This window comes from Burkholderia sp. AU45251, from assembly GCF_030482905.1.
Taxonomy (GTDB): Bacteria; Pseudomonadota; Gammaproteobacteria; order Burkholderiales; family Burkholderiaceae; genus Burkholderia; species Burkholderia aenigmatica.
Genome location: NZ_JAUJQH010000005.1, coordinates 247,573 through 261,628, shown reverse-complemented (window position 1 = coordinate 261,628; position 14,056 = coordinate 247,573). Strand labels below are relative to the sequence as shown.

Below are 14,056 nucleotides of genomic sequence, written 5' to 3'. Positions count from 1 at the left end.
GGCGACCACCGGACAACGGTGCGCGGCGTCATCCCGAAGAGGATCGCTAGATGATCAGGGTAATTCTGGCTGACGATCACGCAGTCATGCGGGACGGACTGCGTCACATCCTGGAAACGGCCGGCGGTTTCGAAATCGTCGGCGAGGCGAGCGACGGCTCGGCCACGCTCGCGCTGGTCGAGCGCGGCGCCGCCGACGTGCTGCTGCTCGACCTGTCGATGCCCGCGCCGACCGGCATCGAGCTGATCCAGCTGGTGAAGCGCCACGCGCCGTCGCTGCGCACGCTCGTGCTGACGATGCACGCGGAAGCGCAGTACGCGGCGCGCGCGTTCAAGGCCGGCGCCACCGGCTACCTGACGAAGGACAGCGCGACCGCCGAGCTTGTCGAGGCGGTCGGCAAGGTCGCGGCGGGGGGCGTCTACGTGAGCCCGTCGGCGGCCGAAAGCCTCGCGCTGACGCTGCGCGCGCCGGCCGCGGCGCTGCCGCACGAACGGCTGTCCGCGCGCGAGCTCGACGTGATGCGCCGCATCGTCGCGGGCCAGACCGTCACGCAGATCGCGACCGAACTCGCGCTGAGCGCGAAGACGGTCAGCACGTACAAGACACGGATCCTCGAGAAGATGGAGCTGCCGCACGAAGCCGCGCTGATCCGCTACGCGGTGCGCCACGACCTCGACCCCGGCGGCGACGCATGACCGCCGCCCTCCGCGTCCCGCCCCCGGACGACGACACCCCGGACGCGTCGCGCCTGTTCATGTCGTCGCTGCCGCCGGGCCGGCGCGAACGGCGGCTCGCGCTTGCTACCGTGCTCGTGTCCGCCGTGATCTTCGCCGCGCTTGCGCCGTTCGCGAGCAGACCGCTTGCACCGGGCTGGGCGTTCATCCCGGTGTACCAGTCGGCGATCGTCGTCAACGACATGGTGACGGCCGGCCTGCTGCTCGGCCAGTACGCGATCCTGCGCGAGAAACCGCTGCTCGTGCTCGCGGGCGGCTACCTGTTCACGGGCTTCATGGCCGGCACCCACATGCTGACCTTTCCCGGGCTGTTCGCGCCGACCGGCCTGCTCGGCGCCGGCGACCAGACCACCGCGTGGCTGTACCTGTTCTGGCACGGCGGCTTTCCGCTGGCGGTCGCCGCGTATGCGCTGCTGCGCGCGACATCGCGTGCGGCCGGCCCGATCCCGGCCCCGCAGCGCCGCGCGGCGATTCCCGTGGTGCTGTGCATCGCGGCCGCGATCGGCGCGACGGCCGTGCTCGCGCTGCTCGCGACGGCCGGCCACGACCTGCTGCCGCGCATCATGAACGGCAACCGGATGGCCGCGACGATGACGAACGCGATCACGATCGTCTGGGGGCTGAACCTGGTGGCGCTGATGCTGATGTGGCAGCGCCGGCGACGCCATTCCGTGCTCGACTTGTGGGTGATGACGGTGCTGGTCGCATGGCTGTTCGACATCGCGCTGTCGTCGATGCTGAATCACGGGCGCTACGACCTCGGCTTCTACGCGGGGCGCGCGTACGGCCTCGTCGCGTCCGGCGTCGTGCTGTTCGCGATGCTGTTCGAGAACGGTCGGCTGCATGCGCAGACGGTGCGCGCGCTGGCCGGCGCGCGCTACCAGCACCTGCTCGTCGTGCAGAAGAGCGCGCAGCTGAACGACGCGAACGAACGGCTCGAACAGCGCGTCGCCGCGCGCACCGCGCAACTGAGTGCGTCGAACCGCGACCTGCGGCGCGAAGTCGAGGATCGCGTGCGTGCGGAGCGCGCGCTGCAGGCGTCGCGCGAGGAGCTGCGCGAGATCGCCGCGATCAGCGCGAGCGCACGCGAAGCCGAGCAGCGCCGCATCGCACGCGAGCTGCACGACGAACTCGCGCAGACGCTCGCGACGCTGAAGAACGACCTCGAATGGCTGATCGACCGCGTGCCGCAGGACGACGCGCTGCTGGCGCGCAAGATCGCCGCGATGCACGCGCTGGCGCGCGGCGCGGTGGCCGCGACGCGCCGCATCGCGTCGGACCTGCGCCCGCTGATGCTCGACGATCTCGGCTTCGCCGCGGCCATGCAATGGCTCGTGGAAGATTTCCGGCACCGTCACGGCATCGAATGCGCGCTGCATGTCGACCCGCCCGAACTGCAGCTCGACGAGCCTTACGCGACCACGGTGTTCCGCATCGCGCAGGAAGCGCTCGCGAACGTCGCGCGACACGCGGCCGCATCGCATGCGAACGTCGAACTCGTACATGCGAACGATGCGATCGCGCTGACGATTCGCGACGACGGCGCGGGGTTCGATCCCGGCGTGCCGCGCAAGTCGGGATCGTTCGGGCTGGTCGGGCTGCGCGAGCGCGCGTATCTCGTCGGCGGCACGCTGCGGATCGCAACGACGCTCGGCGAAGGGACGACGGTCGAGGTGGAGATTCCGCTGTCGCATGCGCAGGTGACGGTTGCGCATGGCGGGGATGGGGGCGCGCGCGGGTAGATACCCGGAGAAGGCGGTGGTGCGGGCGGGTGCCGAATAGCGACGATCGCTGCCTGCGCGGTAAAGTACGAGCCTGATCCGCCGACTTGATCGACGGCCTTCGTCGCGCGTGCCGCTTCCAGCCTGCGCTCGAGTTCCGCAAGGACGTGTGCGGCATCGATGTATTCACCGGTCCGCCACGCCTCGTTGCGCGATACCAGGCCTCGCGCGACAAACTCGCGCTGCATGCGTCGGCGCGAAATGCCATCGCCCAACATATTCATCGTCGTCGTTTTCATTGCCCGCTCCATGCGCCACACCTGCGACGCCTCGTAACGCATCGGCAGGATGCGCAAAATGCCAGCCTGCCGACCGTGACGCATGCGCCGCATGGTCGTGCCCGGCCGCCGGCCGGCCCAAGGCAACATTGCCCGCATGATCCGCTTCGGCACAACGCTACAATTTGTCACCGTCCCGTCCCGTCCCGTCTCGCTCTCGCGCCGATGCGTCGGCCGTCCGGACCTCGCGCCTCCACCACGATGAAATCCATCCTGAGCTATCCACTCTGCTTTCTCGCCGCCCTGGTTGGCTGGCTGGCCGTATCGCTACTGTGCTGGCCCATCCTGCTCGCGCTGCAGGCCCTGACGACGGCCGTGTTCATCCCGCATCCGGCCGGCAGCTACATCGCGCTCGGGTTCGTGTCGACCGCACGGTTCCTCGACTTTCCGACGACCCTCATCGCCGCCTGTTCGGTGCCGTTCATGAACATGCCGCTCGGGTTCATCGCGATCGCGTGGTGGTTCGCCGCGTGGCTGATCGTACCGTCCGCCTACCGGCACTACCGCACCAAGCCGCGCGGTCGCGCATCGCGGGCCGTCGTGTGGCGTGCAGCCCGCCAGGGGCTGGTCACGACCGCCGTGCTGCTCCTCATCGCGATACCGTTCCTGCGGCGCTACGAGATCGTCACGCCGGATCACCTCTACGTCCGGCACCTGTTCGACTGGCACGAGCGCGCGTATCCGCTCGCGTCGCTGAAGGAGATCCACGTGGCCGATCCCGACACCAACCACATCGTCACGTGGGACTTCATCTTCGACGGCGACAGGCACTTCACGACGACCGCGCCGGACATCGACGCGCTCAAGTACCTGCTGTCGAACACGCACGCCTCGGCCAACTTCTCGTTCGTCGGGGACCAGTTGACGATACGATGAGGCCGCGCGCCGTCACGCCCGCGCCGCCACCATCCCCCGCTCCGACCGCGTCCACGCGACCAGCGCGCCGATCCCGAGCAGCGCGAGACACACGATCGGCACGATCATCGGCCCGAACGCGGTGCCCGTCACCTTGCCGGCAAACGGCATCAGGTTCTGGCTGAAGAAGCCGCCGAGGTTGCCGATCGAGTTGATCGCCGCGACGCTCGCCGCCGCCCGCGCGCCGGTGAAGTAGCGCGGCGGCATCGACCAGAAGCACGGATACAGCAGCGGGATGCATGCGCCGCCGAGCACCAGGGCGATGAAGCGCAGCGGCGTCGACGGCAGCACGAGGCTCAGCAGGAAGCCGAGCGCGCCCAGCGCCGCGACGATCGCAATCGTGCGCAGGATGCTCTTCGCGCGACGCAGTTTCGCCGGCAGCCACAGCAGCAGCAGCACCGCGAGTGCCCACGGCAGCATGCTCAGGAAACCGTTCGTGGCGCTCGACACGCCGAACGACTTCACGAGCGTCGGCAGCCAGTACGTCACACCGTACAGCGACGTCGACATCAGCATGTAGGTCGCCGCGAACAGCATCACGCGCGGATCGAGCAGCGCCTTCCACGGCTGCCCATGCTCGGCCTGAGCGGGCTTCTCGCGTTCGAGCGCGGCCTCGACGATCTGCTTCTCGCGGTCGTCGAGGAAACGTGCATCGCGCACCGAGGCGGGCAGCACGCGGAACACGACGACCGCGACGATCACCGCCGGGATACCCGTCGCCACGAACACCCACTGCCAGCCCGCGAGCCCCCACACGCCGTTCAGGCTCAACAACACGCCGCCGACCAGCGAGCCGAGCATGTTCGCGAGCGCGCTGCCGAGCGTGAAGATGCCGAGCACCTTCGCGCGATAGCTTTGCGGAAACCACAGCGTCAGGTAGTAGATCACGCCCGGATAGAAACCGGCCTCGGCGATGCCGAGAACGAAGCGCAACGTGCAGAACGCGGGCATCGACGTCGTGAAGCCCATCAGCACCGTGATGAGCCCCCACGTCAGCATGATCCGCGCGAGCCACACGCGCGCGCCGTAGCGATGCAGCGCGAGCGTGCTCGGCACCTCGAAGAGCAGGTAGCCGATGAAGAACAGCGACGATGCGAGCCCGAACGCGGCTTCCGTCATGCCAAGGCTGTGCACCATCTGCAGCTTCGCGAAGCCGACGTTCTGCCGGTCGATGAACGCGATCAGGAACATCACGACGAGGATGGGCAGCAGGCGCCGCGCCATCTTCGACATGATGCGCTGTTCTTCGGCGGACGCGGGGTCCAGGGTGTCGGTGGCATTCACTTCGGGCTCCTTGCGAGAATCGGTTGCATAGCGGTTACGTACCGGTTGGATCGGGGTTGAGTCGGCACCGCGCGCGACGATCGCGCGGGCGCGGGGTGTTTCGATGAAAGGGCGCGGCGATATCAGCCCGACCGGTAGACGTCGAGCATCGGTGCGAACATCTCGTGCCACGCACGCGGCTTCGCCTTGATCGTGCCGGCCAGGTACAGGAATTCGACGTAGTCCATCAGCTGGTTCGGCAGCACCGAGAAGCGCGTGTCGGGCGCGGCGAGCATTTGCATCACGTCGTCGTGCGACACGCCGATGCCCGACGATGCCGCATACAGCGTGGCTGCCGCGCGCGGATCCCGCGCGATCAGGTGGTTCGCTTCGTCGAGCGCGCCGAGAAACGCGACGGCGAGCGCGGGCTCCGTATCGACGAGCCGCTTCGGCGCGAATACGACGTCGTGCGTCAGCGGGCCCAGCACATCGACCGAATTCACGACGCGGTGGATGCCCGGCTGCCGCAGCTCGAGCGTCGAGAACGGCGGCGACGTGAAATGCGCGGTGACGCCGTTCTCGTGGCGAATCAGCGCCTGCATCGCCTGCGGATGCGGCAGGCTCACGGTGATCGAATCGAGCTGCGCGAAATGCGCGGGGCCGAGCTGCTTGCTCGCGACCATCTGCAGCACCACCGCCGACAGCGACGTGCGGATGCCGGGCACCGCGATCCGGTCGGACGGCGTGAAGTCGCGCAGCGACACGAGGCCCGGCCGGTTCGTGTTCAGCGACAGCGACGTGGTCGACAGCCCGCTGATGCCGATCACCTCGACATTCGGAATGCCGCGTGCCCGTGCCCACAGCTCGATGAAACCCGGTGCGCCGGCGCCCGCGAAATCGAGTGTGCCGGCCATCATCGCGTCGTTGACGGAATTGCCGCCATCGAGCAGCACCCAGTCGACCGCGACATCACGCACGCCGTGGCGCGCCGCATGCCGCTCGAACAGCCGCTGCTTCTCCATCACGAGCAGCGGCAGGTACAGCACGCCATAGCCTTTGGAAATCCGTACCGTGCGCGGCTTCGCGCGCACGAGCGACGGCGCGGCCAGCGCGCCGAGCCCGGCGGCAATCAATGCGCGACGGCGGGGCGACGTCGTCATGCGCCGGCCTTCCCGGCACGCGCGGCATGAGCCGCGAACGCCATCGTATCGACCGCCATGCGGCTGCGGCCCGCTTCGCCGCACCGGCGAGCGCGGGCCGGCGGCGCGCTGCGCCGCGCGCTCGTCGCGCCCGTTTGCTGCTGCATGTTGCCGTCTCCTGTGGTTCTGGTATTAATGACCGTCCTTGCAACGTCCGGCTCGACACAGGTTATCGACCGAGTCTGAGAAAATGCTGACATCCCGGCCCCGGGAAAACCCCTAACCCACCCACCTGCGAAACGGCACCATGCGCATTCTCGTCGTGGAGGACGATGCCGAAATCGGCGCGGCGATCCGCAACCGCCTCGCGCGGCTCGGCCATGCCGTCGATCTCGAAACCGACGGCGCGACCGCGAACGGGCTGCTGCGCGTCGAGCGTTTCGACCTCGTCGTGCTCGACGCGAACCTGCCGGGCATGGACGGCTTCACGGTGCTGCGCCACCTGCGCGCGTCAGGCAGCACGACGCCCGTGCTGCTCGTCACCGCGCGCTCGGCGATCGACGACCGCGTGAGCGGCCTCGGCCTCGGCGCCGACGACTATCTGGTGAAACCGTTCGACTACCGCGAGCTCGATGCGCGCGTGCAGGCGCTCCTGCGCCGCAACAGCGGCCATGCGAACGACGTGCTGACGCTCGGCGGCCTCGTGATCGATCGCAGCAGCCGCCTCGCGGAACTCGACGGCCAGCCGCTGTCGCTGTCGCGCCAGGAGTTCGCACTGCTCGAAATCCTCGCGAGCCGGCCGCAGCGGATCTTCTCGAAGGACGAACTGCTGAACCAGCTGTTCAGCTTCGGCAACGAGCCGACCGCGAACGCGGTCGAGCAGTACGTGACACGCGTGCGCAAGAAGCTGCAGGGCAGCTCGGTCGAGATTCGCACCGCGCGCGGGATGGGGTATCAGATTGCGGCGCACTGACTGGTTCCCGAAGACGCTGTTCGGGCGCACGCTGCTCTTCATCGCGCTCGTCGTCGCGACCGGCGCGCTCGCGCTCGCGGCAATCGCGCGCTACTACGCGGGCGTCGCGGCCGACCGCGCGTACGACCAGTTGCTTGCGGGCGCATCGATCCAGGTCGCGGAAAACCTCTACGTGCAGGGCGGCGTGCTCGCGCTGAATCCGCCGGTGGCCGCGCTGTCGACGCTGTCGCGCTACGACCTCGTCTACTACAAGGTGGTCGATTCGCGCGGCATCGTCGTGGCCGGCTACAACGATCTCGCGAGCCCCGCAACGCTCGCCGCCGCGAAACAGGGCCCCGCGTTCGCGAACGGCATGTACCAGGGACACCGGATCCGCACCGCGACCATCGCGCGCTACATGCCCGAGGAAAGCACGCCGGGCTGGGCGCTCGTGACAGTGGCGCAAACCACCAACGCGCGCCAGCAACTCACGAACGACATGAGTTTCAAGGTGTGGACGCTGATCCTGCTGATGAGCGTGCTCGCGATCGGCGCGAGCGGCCTCGCGATCCGGCGCGGCCTGCGCCCGCTCGCGCAAATCGGCACGATCATCGCCGCGCGCGACCCGGCCGACCTGCGGCCGGTGGCCGTCGACACGCCGAGCGAGATCGACGCGATCATCGGGTCGATCAACGGGCTGATGCGCCGCCTCGCGGAGCGGATCAACGCGATGCAACGCTTCATCGCCGATGCCGCACACCAGATGCGCACGCCACTCGCGCGACTCGACGCGCAGATCGAGCTGCTCGACGGCGAAGCCGATCCCGCGCGACACGCGGCGCGGCTCGACGCGCTGCGCGCGACCTGCTCGGATGTCGGGCGGCTCACAGGCCAGTTGCTCAATCACGCGATGGTGATTCATCGCACCGAAGCCGTGCCGTTGCAACCCGTCGAACTCGTCGCGCTCGCGAAGGACGTGCTCGGCCGCACGATTCCGCTCGCGGGCGAGCGCGATGTGGCCGTCGCGTTCGCAAGCGACGCGCCGCTCGCCTGGATCGACGGCGATGCGATCAGCCTGCAGGAAGCGCTGTCGAACGTGCTGCACAACGCGCTGCTGCATGGGCATGCGGACGACATCGTCGTCTCGGTCGCGACGCAGGACGACACCGGCGATGCGGTGACGCTGACCGTCACCGACAACGGTCGCGGGATTCCGCGCGAACATTGGGACGCGGCGCTACAGCCGTTCGTGCGGATCGCGCCGGACGGCAGCGAGCGGCGCACGGGGTCGGGCCTCGGGCTCGCGATCGTGCAGGAAGTGATGAAGGCGCATGGCGGGCGCATCGGGTTTGCGCTTCCCGATGCGGGCGGGTTCGCGGTGGTGCTGACGTTTCCGCGCGCGGCGGGCGGCGGCGCGGCGCAACCATGAGCCGACGATTCCGCACCGGCTCATGTACGGCAGGCGCTCAATCGCCGCTGTCGTCGTCGACGCGGTTGCGCTCCGCATGCCGCGCGACCAGCCCGTCCAGCTCGTCGTACTGACGATCGCAGAACAGCCGGCACAACGTGTCGACGTCCGCGCGCGTATCGACGTCGATCGTGTCGACATGCTGCTCCAGCTTTCCCTTGCCGATCCCGAAAAGCCCCTTCTTCATGCGCATGGAGACGGCATTCAGCTGGAAACCGTCCGACTGCGCGTTGCTCAGCGCAGTCACCCACAATTCCCGCTGATCGTCGGCATGCTGCAGTACGAGAGCCGGCAACGGGCCTTCCTGCGTGTCGTCCCATTCGGCATGCTGCGCCGCCCACGGGAACGCGTCGAACGCTTGCGTGAACGACGCGCAGTCCGTCGCACCCTGCGGATCCAGCTGATCGAATGCGTAGCCGACTTTCTGAACGGAATAGGTCAACATGGCGCGGCGCTCCCGGTGGCGGTAATGGCGACTGAGCGTCAATCTACCTGACAATCCGGCGTGCATCGTGGTTTTTCGCTACGCCCGCCACGCCCGCTCACGCTGCCACCACCTCCCCGCCGAGATACGCATCGCGCACACGCTCGTCGTCGAGCAGCGCCTTCGCGGGCCCTTCGAGCACGACGCGCCCCGTCTGCAGCACGTACCCGTAATGCGCGATCTCCAGCGCGAGGCTCGCGTTCTGCTCGACCATGAACACGGTCACGCCCTGCCGGTTGATCGCGTCGATCAGCTCCAGCACCTTGTCGACGTAGAGCGGCGACAGCCCCATCGTCGGCTCGTCCATGCAGATCAGCTTCGGCCGCGCCATCAGCGCGCGCGCCATCGCGAGCATCTGCTGCTCGCCGCCCGACAGCGTGCCCGCGCGCTGCGTCAACCGCTCGCGCACACGCGGAAACAGGTCGAGCACGCGTTCGTAGTCTTCCGTCACCGCCGTGCGGTCGCCACGCGTGTACGCGCCCATCAGCAGGTTCTCGCGCACGCTCATGTCGCCGAACAGCCGCCGCGCCTCGGGCACGGCCGCGATCCCGCGCCGCACGCGCTGCGGCGTCGCGAGCGCCGTCACGTCGTCGCCGTCGAAGCGCACGACGCCGCGACGCGGCCGCATCAGCCCGAGAATCAGCTTCATCGTCGTCGACTTGCCGCTCGCGTTGCCGCCGAGCAGGCTGACGATCTGCCCGCGGCCGACTTCGAAGTTCACGTCGAAATGCACCTGCACCGGCCCATAGAACGTATCGAGGTGTTCGAGTTTCAGCAGCGCGTCGGTCATGGTCGTATCGGGTCCGGAAGAAAGTGCGGTCATGCGGCCGCCTGTGCCGCGCGTTCGGCCGGCGCGCCACCTGCATGGCGGCGGCCGAGGTACGCCTCGATCACGCGCGGATCGTGCCGCACGTCGCGCGGCGCACCTTCGGCGATCTTCACGCCGTTGTCGAGCACCATCACGCGGTCGGACACGCGCATCACGAGTTCGAGCTTGTGCTCGATCAGCAGGATCGTCAGACCGCGCGCCTTCAGCGACTGGATCAGTTGCAGCATCTCGGCCGTTTCCGTCTCGTTCATCCCCGCCGTCGGTTCGTCGAGCAGCAGCAGCCGCGGATGCAGCGCGAGCACTCGGCCGATCTCCACGCGCCGCCGGTTCGCATACGACAGGCTGTGCGCCGGATGATCGATGCGTGGTGTGAGCCGTTCGCCGAACCCGGCGACGATCGCGCGCGCCTCGTCGCGCAGCGCGGCCTCCTCGCGCCGCACCGCCGCGGGCCGCACGAGCGCGCGCAGCACCTCGGCCGCCGCGCCGAGCGCGGGCCAGCCCGGCCGCGCCGCGCGCAGCCGCGCATGCGCGCCGATCAGCACGTTGTCGAGCACGCTCAGGTTGCCGAACACGCGGCCGTGCTGGAACGTGCGCGCGATGCCGAGCGCCGCGAGGCGTTCGGGCGCCGTGCCCGTGATGTCGCCGCCGTCGAACGTCACACGGCCGGCATCGGGCCGGTCGGCGCCCGCGATCAGGTTGAACAGCGTCGACTTGCCTGCGCCGTTCGGCCCGATCACGCTCAGCAGCTCGCCGTCGGCGAGCGCCAGGCTCGCACCGTCGAGGGCGGTCACGCCGTCGAAGCGGCGCGTCAGGCCCTGCACGTCGAGCAAGGGTCGATGGGTGGTCATCGCAGGTCTCCTCACACCGTGCCGAGCAGGCCCTGCGGCCGGAACCGGACGAGCAGCAGCAGCACGAGGCCATAGATCAGCATCCGGTAGTCGGCCGCCCAGCGGAACAGTTCCGGCAGCCCGATCAGCGCGATCGCGCCGGCGATGCCGCCGAGCACGTTGCCGAGCCCACCGAGAATCACCATCGTCAACGCGAGGATCGACACCTGCGAATCGAAGGTCTGGTGATTGATGTAGCTGTACAGGTGCGCGGCGATCCCGCCGCTCACACCGGCCGCGACGCCGCCGACCGCGAACGCGATCGCCTTGTAGCGATTCGGCGCGATGCCGTGTGCGCGCGCGGCAACGTCATCCTCGCGCACCGCGCGCAGCGTGCGGCCGAGATGCGAGCGCAGCAGCCGCACCTGCACGAGCGCGAACATGACGAGCACCGCGAACGTGAACCAGTACGCGGCACGCGCGGTCGTCGCCCATGGCAGCGGCGCGATACCGGTGATGCCGAGCGGGCCGCGCGTGAGGCCGTCCCAGTTCAGGATCACGAGGCTCACCACTTCACCGATGCCGAGCGTCGCGATCGACACGTAGTGACCGCGCAACCGAAACGCCGGATAGACGAGCAGCGTGCCGAGCACGGCAGTGATCGCGCCCGCGCACGGAATCGTCACGGCCGGCGACCAGCCGAGATCCGACGACAGCAGCGCCGACGCATACGCGCCGATCACGAGCAGCGCCGCGTGGCCGAGCGAGATCTGCCCGACCGTGCCCGCCACCAGCGTGAGGCTCAGCGCGAGCAGCCCGTACAGCCACGCATTGGTCAGCGTCTGCAACACGTACGGCGACGCACCGAGCCATGGCAGCACGGCCGCCAGCACGGTCAGCGCGACAAGTACCGGGCGCGGCACGCGCACGGCCTTCGCGGCCGCGAGGAAGGTGCCCGTCATCGGCTCGGGCGGCAGCGCGCGGTTCGCGCTGAACAGCCCGTTCGGCCGCCACACGAGGAACACGATCAGCAGTCCGAATGCGAACAGGTCGCGGTAGCTCGTGCCGAACAGCGCGACGCCGTAGCTTTCGACGAGACCGAGAAGCAGGCTGCCGGCGATCGCGCCCGGCACATTGCCGAGCCCGCCGATCAGCAGCGCGACCACGCCCTTCAGCGTGGCCTGGAAACCCATCGCCGGGTCGATGCTGTTGTAGTACATGCCGACCAGCAGCCCGCTCACACCGCCGAGCGCGCACGCGATCGCGAACACGGTCTGGTTCACGCGGTCGACGTCGACCCCCATCTGCAGCGCCGCGTCGCGATCCTGCGCGGTCGCGCGCACGGCCCAGCCGAGCCGCGTGAAACGCAGGAAGCCGTACAGCAGCGCGGCCGCCGCGATGCCGATGCCCGCGATCAGCAGGTCCAGCGAGCCGAGCGTCGCGCCGGCGATCCGCAGATGCCAATCGGGCAGCGGCGTCGGCACCGCGCGCGGGTCCGCGCCGAATGCGAGCTGCGCGAGCTGGTCGAGGATGAAGCTGATGCCGATCGTCGCGAGCAGCGGCGCGATGCGTGCCGCGTGGCGCAGCGGCCGCAACCCGATCCGTTCGATTGCGACGCCGAGCGCGCCGCAGCCGACCACGACCGCCGCGAGCGCGACCGGCAGCGGCAGCCCGAAGCGCGTCAGGCACAGCCAGCCGATGAATGCGCCGACCATGTAGACCGAGCCGTGCGCGAAGTTGATCAGGTGCGACACGCCGAAAATCAGCGCGAGCCCGACCGCGAGCAGCGCGTAGATGTTGCCGACGATGAGGCCGTTGAGCGTGTAGTCGAGCCAGGAAACCATCACGATGCGTCCGTTACGTGCATGCTGTTCAGGGCCGGGTTCAACGCGCGGCGAGCTGCGGTTTCGCGCCATCCCACAGCGCCCACTGCCCCTGCTTCACGACCAGATACACGGTGCGCGCGCCCGCGACGCGACGCGTCTGCGGATCGAAGCGCACCCTGCCGAAGATCACGCTCGGCACGTCGCTGATTTTCGCGAAACCGTCGTGCGCGGCCTGGCGCGTCGTGCCGTAGCGGCGCAGCACCTCGGCCGACAGGATCAGCGCGTCGTACGCCCGCGCGACGAACGAATCGGGATCGGCATGGAATTTCGCGCGATAGCGCTGCACGAACGCCTGCACCTCGGGGCGCGGCTCGGCCGGGAAGAAATTCGATTCGGTATAGACGCCATCGACGGCCGCGCCGCCCAGCTCGAGGAATTTCGGCGAGTACACCGAGCCGACCGCCGCGATCGGCAGCGTGACGCCCGACGTGCGCGCCTGCCGCACGATCTGCGCGCCGTCCGCGTAGTACGAGATCAGCACGATCGAATCGGGCTTCGATGCGCCGATCCGCACGAGCGTCGAACGGAAATCCTTCTCCGTCGGCTGATAACCTTCGGCCGCGACGACCTGCGCGCCGAGCCCGGCCACCGCCTTCGCGAAGATGTCCTTGCTGGTGCGGCCCCAGTCCGTGTTCAGGTACAGCACCGCGATCCGCTTGAAGCCGAGTTCCTTCACCGCGTAGCGTGCGAGCAGCGGCTGCTCCTCGGCCTGGCTCAGCGCGGTGCTCCACAGATAGTCGCCGCCCTTCGTGAAGTCCGGATGCGAGTTCGTGAAGCCGAACTGGATCAGTTGCCCGCGCTGGTAGATCGGCGACGCGGCCATCGACGTCGCGCTGGAGAAGTCGCCGAGTTCGATCGCGATGCGCGGATCGGCGACGAACTTCTGTGCGATCGCCACCGCCTGGCGCGGGTCGCTGCGGCTGTCCTGGAAGTCGACCGCGAGCGGCCGGCCGTGAATGCCGCCGCTGCCGTTGATCTCGTCGAGTGCGAGATCGAAGCCGCGCTTCCATTGTTCGCCGTACTGCGCATCCTGGCCCGTGAACGGCCCGCTCACGCCGATCACCACCGGCTCGCCCGACACGCCCGCCGCGAGCGCGCCGCCCGTCGACAAGCCCCATGCGGCAGCGAGCGCCGCCACCGTGCCCAACACGCGCCGCCATGCGCCGCGTGCGTCGTTCCTCGAAACGTTCATGCGTCCCCCAGCTTCAGTCAGTCGAAAAGAGTGAGGGCATGTAACCATCCGGTTCAGGACGATCCAACGAAGTTTTGCGCATATCGATATCGTGCGCGGCGCGAAGCGGGTGAGAGTCGCGAACGGCCACCCGCACGTGCTGCACCGCGCGATGTATCCGCACACAACGCATCGCTTTGATTCGATTGGCGTTTCGTTCGCGTCACCTGCCGCCACCCACGCGGACGCACGCACAACCGGCCATCGCGACGATCGGGCGCTTCGAAGTTTTCACGCTGTCGATAGCAAAAATCATTATATGAATCGCG

The 14,056-nt window shown here is 68.7% G+C and carries 13 protein-coding genes; 5 read left to right on the top strand and 8 right to left on the bottom strand.

All coding sequences use genetic code 11. The features are described 5' to 3' along the window. The first annotated feature begins 50 nt into the window (after positions 1–50). The 3 genes from QZM67_RS14605 to QZM67_RS14595 all read left to right on the top strand — a co-directional run bounded on the left by QZM67_RS14605 (position 51) and on the right by QZM67_RS14595 (position 3,669). Positions 51–695: a response regulator transcription factor gene (locus QZM67_RS14605; RefSeq protein ID WP_043178295.1), complete on the top strand. Its 645-nt coding sequence runs from the start codon at positions 51–53 to the stop codon at positions 693–695. Further along, the gene (locus tag QZM67_RS14600; protein WP_301804176.1) at positions 692–2,476 is read left to right on the top strand and encodes a sensor histidine kinase; all 1,785 of its coding nucleotides are present in this window, start codon (positions 692–694) and stop codon (positions 2,474–2,476) included. The genes QZM67_RS14605 and QZM67_RS14600 overlap by 4 nt, the downstream gene beginning before the upstream one ends. A gap of 518 nt (positions 2,477–2,994) precedes the next feature. After that, positions 2,995–3,669, top strand: a complete 675-nt coding sequence (locus tag QZM67_RS14595; protein ID WP_301804173.1) for a hypothetical protein — start codon at positions 2,995–2,997, stop codon at positions 3,667–3,669. Between the two features lie 12 nt (positions 3,670–3,681). On the opposite strand, the gene QZM67_RS14590 is transcribed toward QZM67_RS14595, so the two are convergent. The 3 genes from QZM67_RS14590 to QZM67_RS14580 all read right to left on the bottom strand — a co-directional run bounded on the left by QZM67_RS14590 (position 3,682) and on the right by QZM67_RS14580 (position 6,277). Continuing rightward, positions 3,682–4,992 (bottom strand): MFS transporter, encoded by a 1,311-nt coding sequence (locus QZM67_RS14590; protein WP_301804171.1) that lies wholly within the window; start codon positions 4,990–4,992, stop codon positions 3,682–3,684. A 122-nt stretch (positions 4,993–5,114) separates the two neighbouring features. After that, positions 5,115–6,131, bottom strand: coding sequence for an ABC transporter substrate-binding protein (locus tag QZM67_RS14585; protein WP_301804168.1), 1,017 nt, complete (start codon positions 6,129–6,131; stop codon positions 5,115–5,117). Further along, positions 6,128–6,277, bottom strand: a complete 150-nt coding sequence (locus QZM67_RS14580) for a hypothetical protein (protein WP_175024696.1) — start codon at positions 6,275–6,277, stop codon at positions 6,128–6,130. Before QZM67_RS14580 ends, QZM67_RS14585 begins: the two co-directional genes overlap by 4 nt. A 140-nt stretch (positions 6,278–6,417) precedes the next feature. On the opposite strand from QZM67_RS14580, the gene QZM67_RS14575 reads away from it, so the two are divergent. Continuing rightward, positions 6,418–7,083, top strand: coding sequence for a response regulator transcription factor (locus QZM67_RS14575; protein ID WP_011356119.1), 666 nt, complete (start codon positions 6,418–6,420; stop codon positions 7,081–7,083). Next, positions 7,070–8,491, top strand: a complete 1,422-nt coding sequence (locus QZM67_RS14570; RefSeq protein ID WP_301804161.1) for a sensor histidine kinase — start codon at positions 7,070–7,072, stop codon at positions 8,489–8,491. Before QZM67_RS14575 ends, QZM67_RS14570 begins: the two co-directional genes overlap by 14 nt. A gap of 37 nt (positions 8,492–8,528) precedes the next feature. Here the strand turns inward: QZM67_RS14570 and QZM67_RS14565 are convergent, their stop codons facing one another. The 5 genes from QZM67_RS14565 to QZM67_RS14545 all read right to left on the bottom strand — a co-directional run bounded on the left by QZM67_RS14565 (position 8,529) and on the right by QZM67_RS14545 (position 13,748). Next, positions 8,529–8,975: a hypothetical protein gene (locus QZM67_RS14565; protein ID WP_301804157.1), complete on the bottom strand. Its 447-nt coding sequence runs from the start codon at positions 8,973–8,975 to the stop codon at positions 8,529–8,531. Positions 8,976–9,072: 97 nt separating this feature from the next. Then, the gene (locus QZM67_RS14560; protein WP_301804155.1) at positions 9,073–9,837 is read right to left on the bottom strand and encodes an ABC transporter ATP-binding protein; all 765 of its coding nucleotides are present in this window, start codon (positions 9,835–9,837) and stop codon (positions 9,073–9,075) included. Next, on the bottom strand, positions 9,834–10,691 hold the full coding sequence (locus tag QZM67_RS14555) for an ABC transporter ATP-binding protein (RefSeq protein ID WP_301804154.1): 858 nt from the start codon (positions 10,689–10,691) through the stop codon (positions 9,834–9,836). The genes QZM67_RS14560 and QZM67_RS14555 overlap by 4 nt, the downstream gene beginning before the upstream one ends. Before the next feature lie 11 nt (positions 10,692–10,702). Further along, on the bottom strand, positions 10,703–12,514 hold the full coding sequence (locus tag QZM67_RS14550; protein WP_301804299.1) for an ABC transporter permease: 1,812 nt from the start codon (positions 12,512–12,514) through the stop codon (positions 10,703–10,705). Positions 12,515–12,554: 40 nt separating this feature from the next. Continuing rightward, a complete protein-coding gene (locus tag QZM67_RS14545; RefSeq protein WP_301804151.1) occupies positions 12,555–13,748 on the bottom strand; it encodes an ABC transporter substrate-binding protein in 1,194 nt (397 codons plus the stop codon). Between the last annotated feature and the right edge of the window lie 308 nt (positions 13,749–14,056).

Bases quoted from the DNA above. Each gene is read 5' to 3' on its own strand.
- QZM67_RS14605 (WP_043178295.1), top strand. From the start codon at position 51: ATGATCAGGGTAATTCTGGCTGACGATCACGCAGTCATGCGGGACGGA.
- QZM67_RS14600 (WP_301804176.1), top strand. From the start codon at position 692: ATGACCGCCGCCCTCCGCGTCCCGCCCCCGGACGACGACACCCCGGAC.
- QZM67_RS14595 (WP_301804173.1), top strand. From the start codon at position 2,995: ATGAAATCCATCCTGAGCTATCCACTCTGCTTTCTCGCCGCCCTGGTT.
- QZM67_RS14585 (WP_301804168.1), bottom strand. From the start codon at position 6,131: ATGACGACGTCGCCCCGCCGTCGCGCATTGATTGCCGCCGGGCTCGGC.
- QZM67_RS14580 (WP_175024696.1), bottom strand. From the start codon at position 6,277: ATGCAGCAGCAAACGGGCGCGACGAGCGCGCGGCGCAGCGCGCCGCCG.
- QZM67_RS14575 (WP_011356119.1), top strand. From the start codon at position 6,418: ATGCGCATTCTCGTCGTGGAGGACGATGCCGAAATCGGCGCGGCGATC.
- QZM67_RS14565 (WP_301804157.1), bottom strand. From the start codon at position 8,975: ATGTTGACCTATTCCGTTCAGAAAGTCGGCTACGCATTCGATCAGCTG.
- QZM67_RS14560 (WP_301804155.1), bottom strand. From the start codon at position 9,837: ATGACCGCACTTTCTTCCGGACCCGATACGACCATGACCGACGCGCTG.
- QZM67_RS14555 (WP_301804154.1), bottom strand. From the start codon at position 10,691: ATGACCACCCATCGACCCTTGCTCGACGTGCAGGGCCTGACGCGCCGC.
- QZM67_RS14550 (WP_301804299.1), bottom strand. From the start codon at position 12,514: ATGGTTTCCTGGCTCGACTACACGCTCAACGGCCTCATCGTCGGCAAC.
- QZM67_RS14545 (WP_301804151.1), bottom strand. From the start codon at position 13,748: ATGAACGTTTCGAGGAACGACGCACGCGGCGCATGGCGGCGCGTGTTG.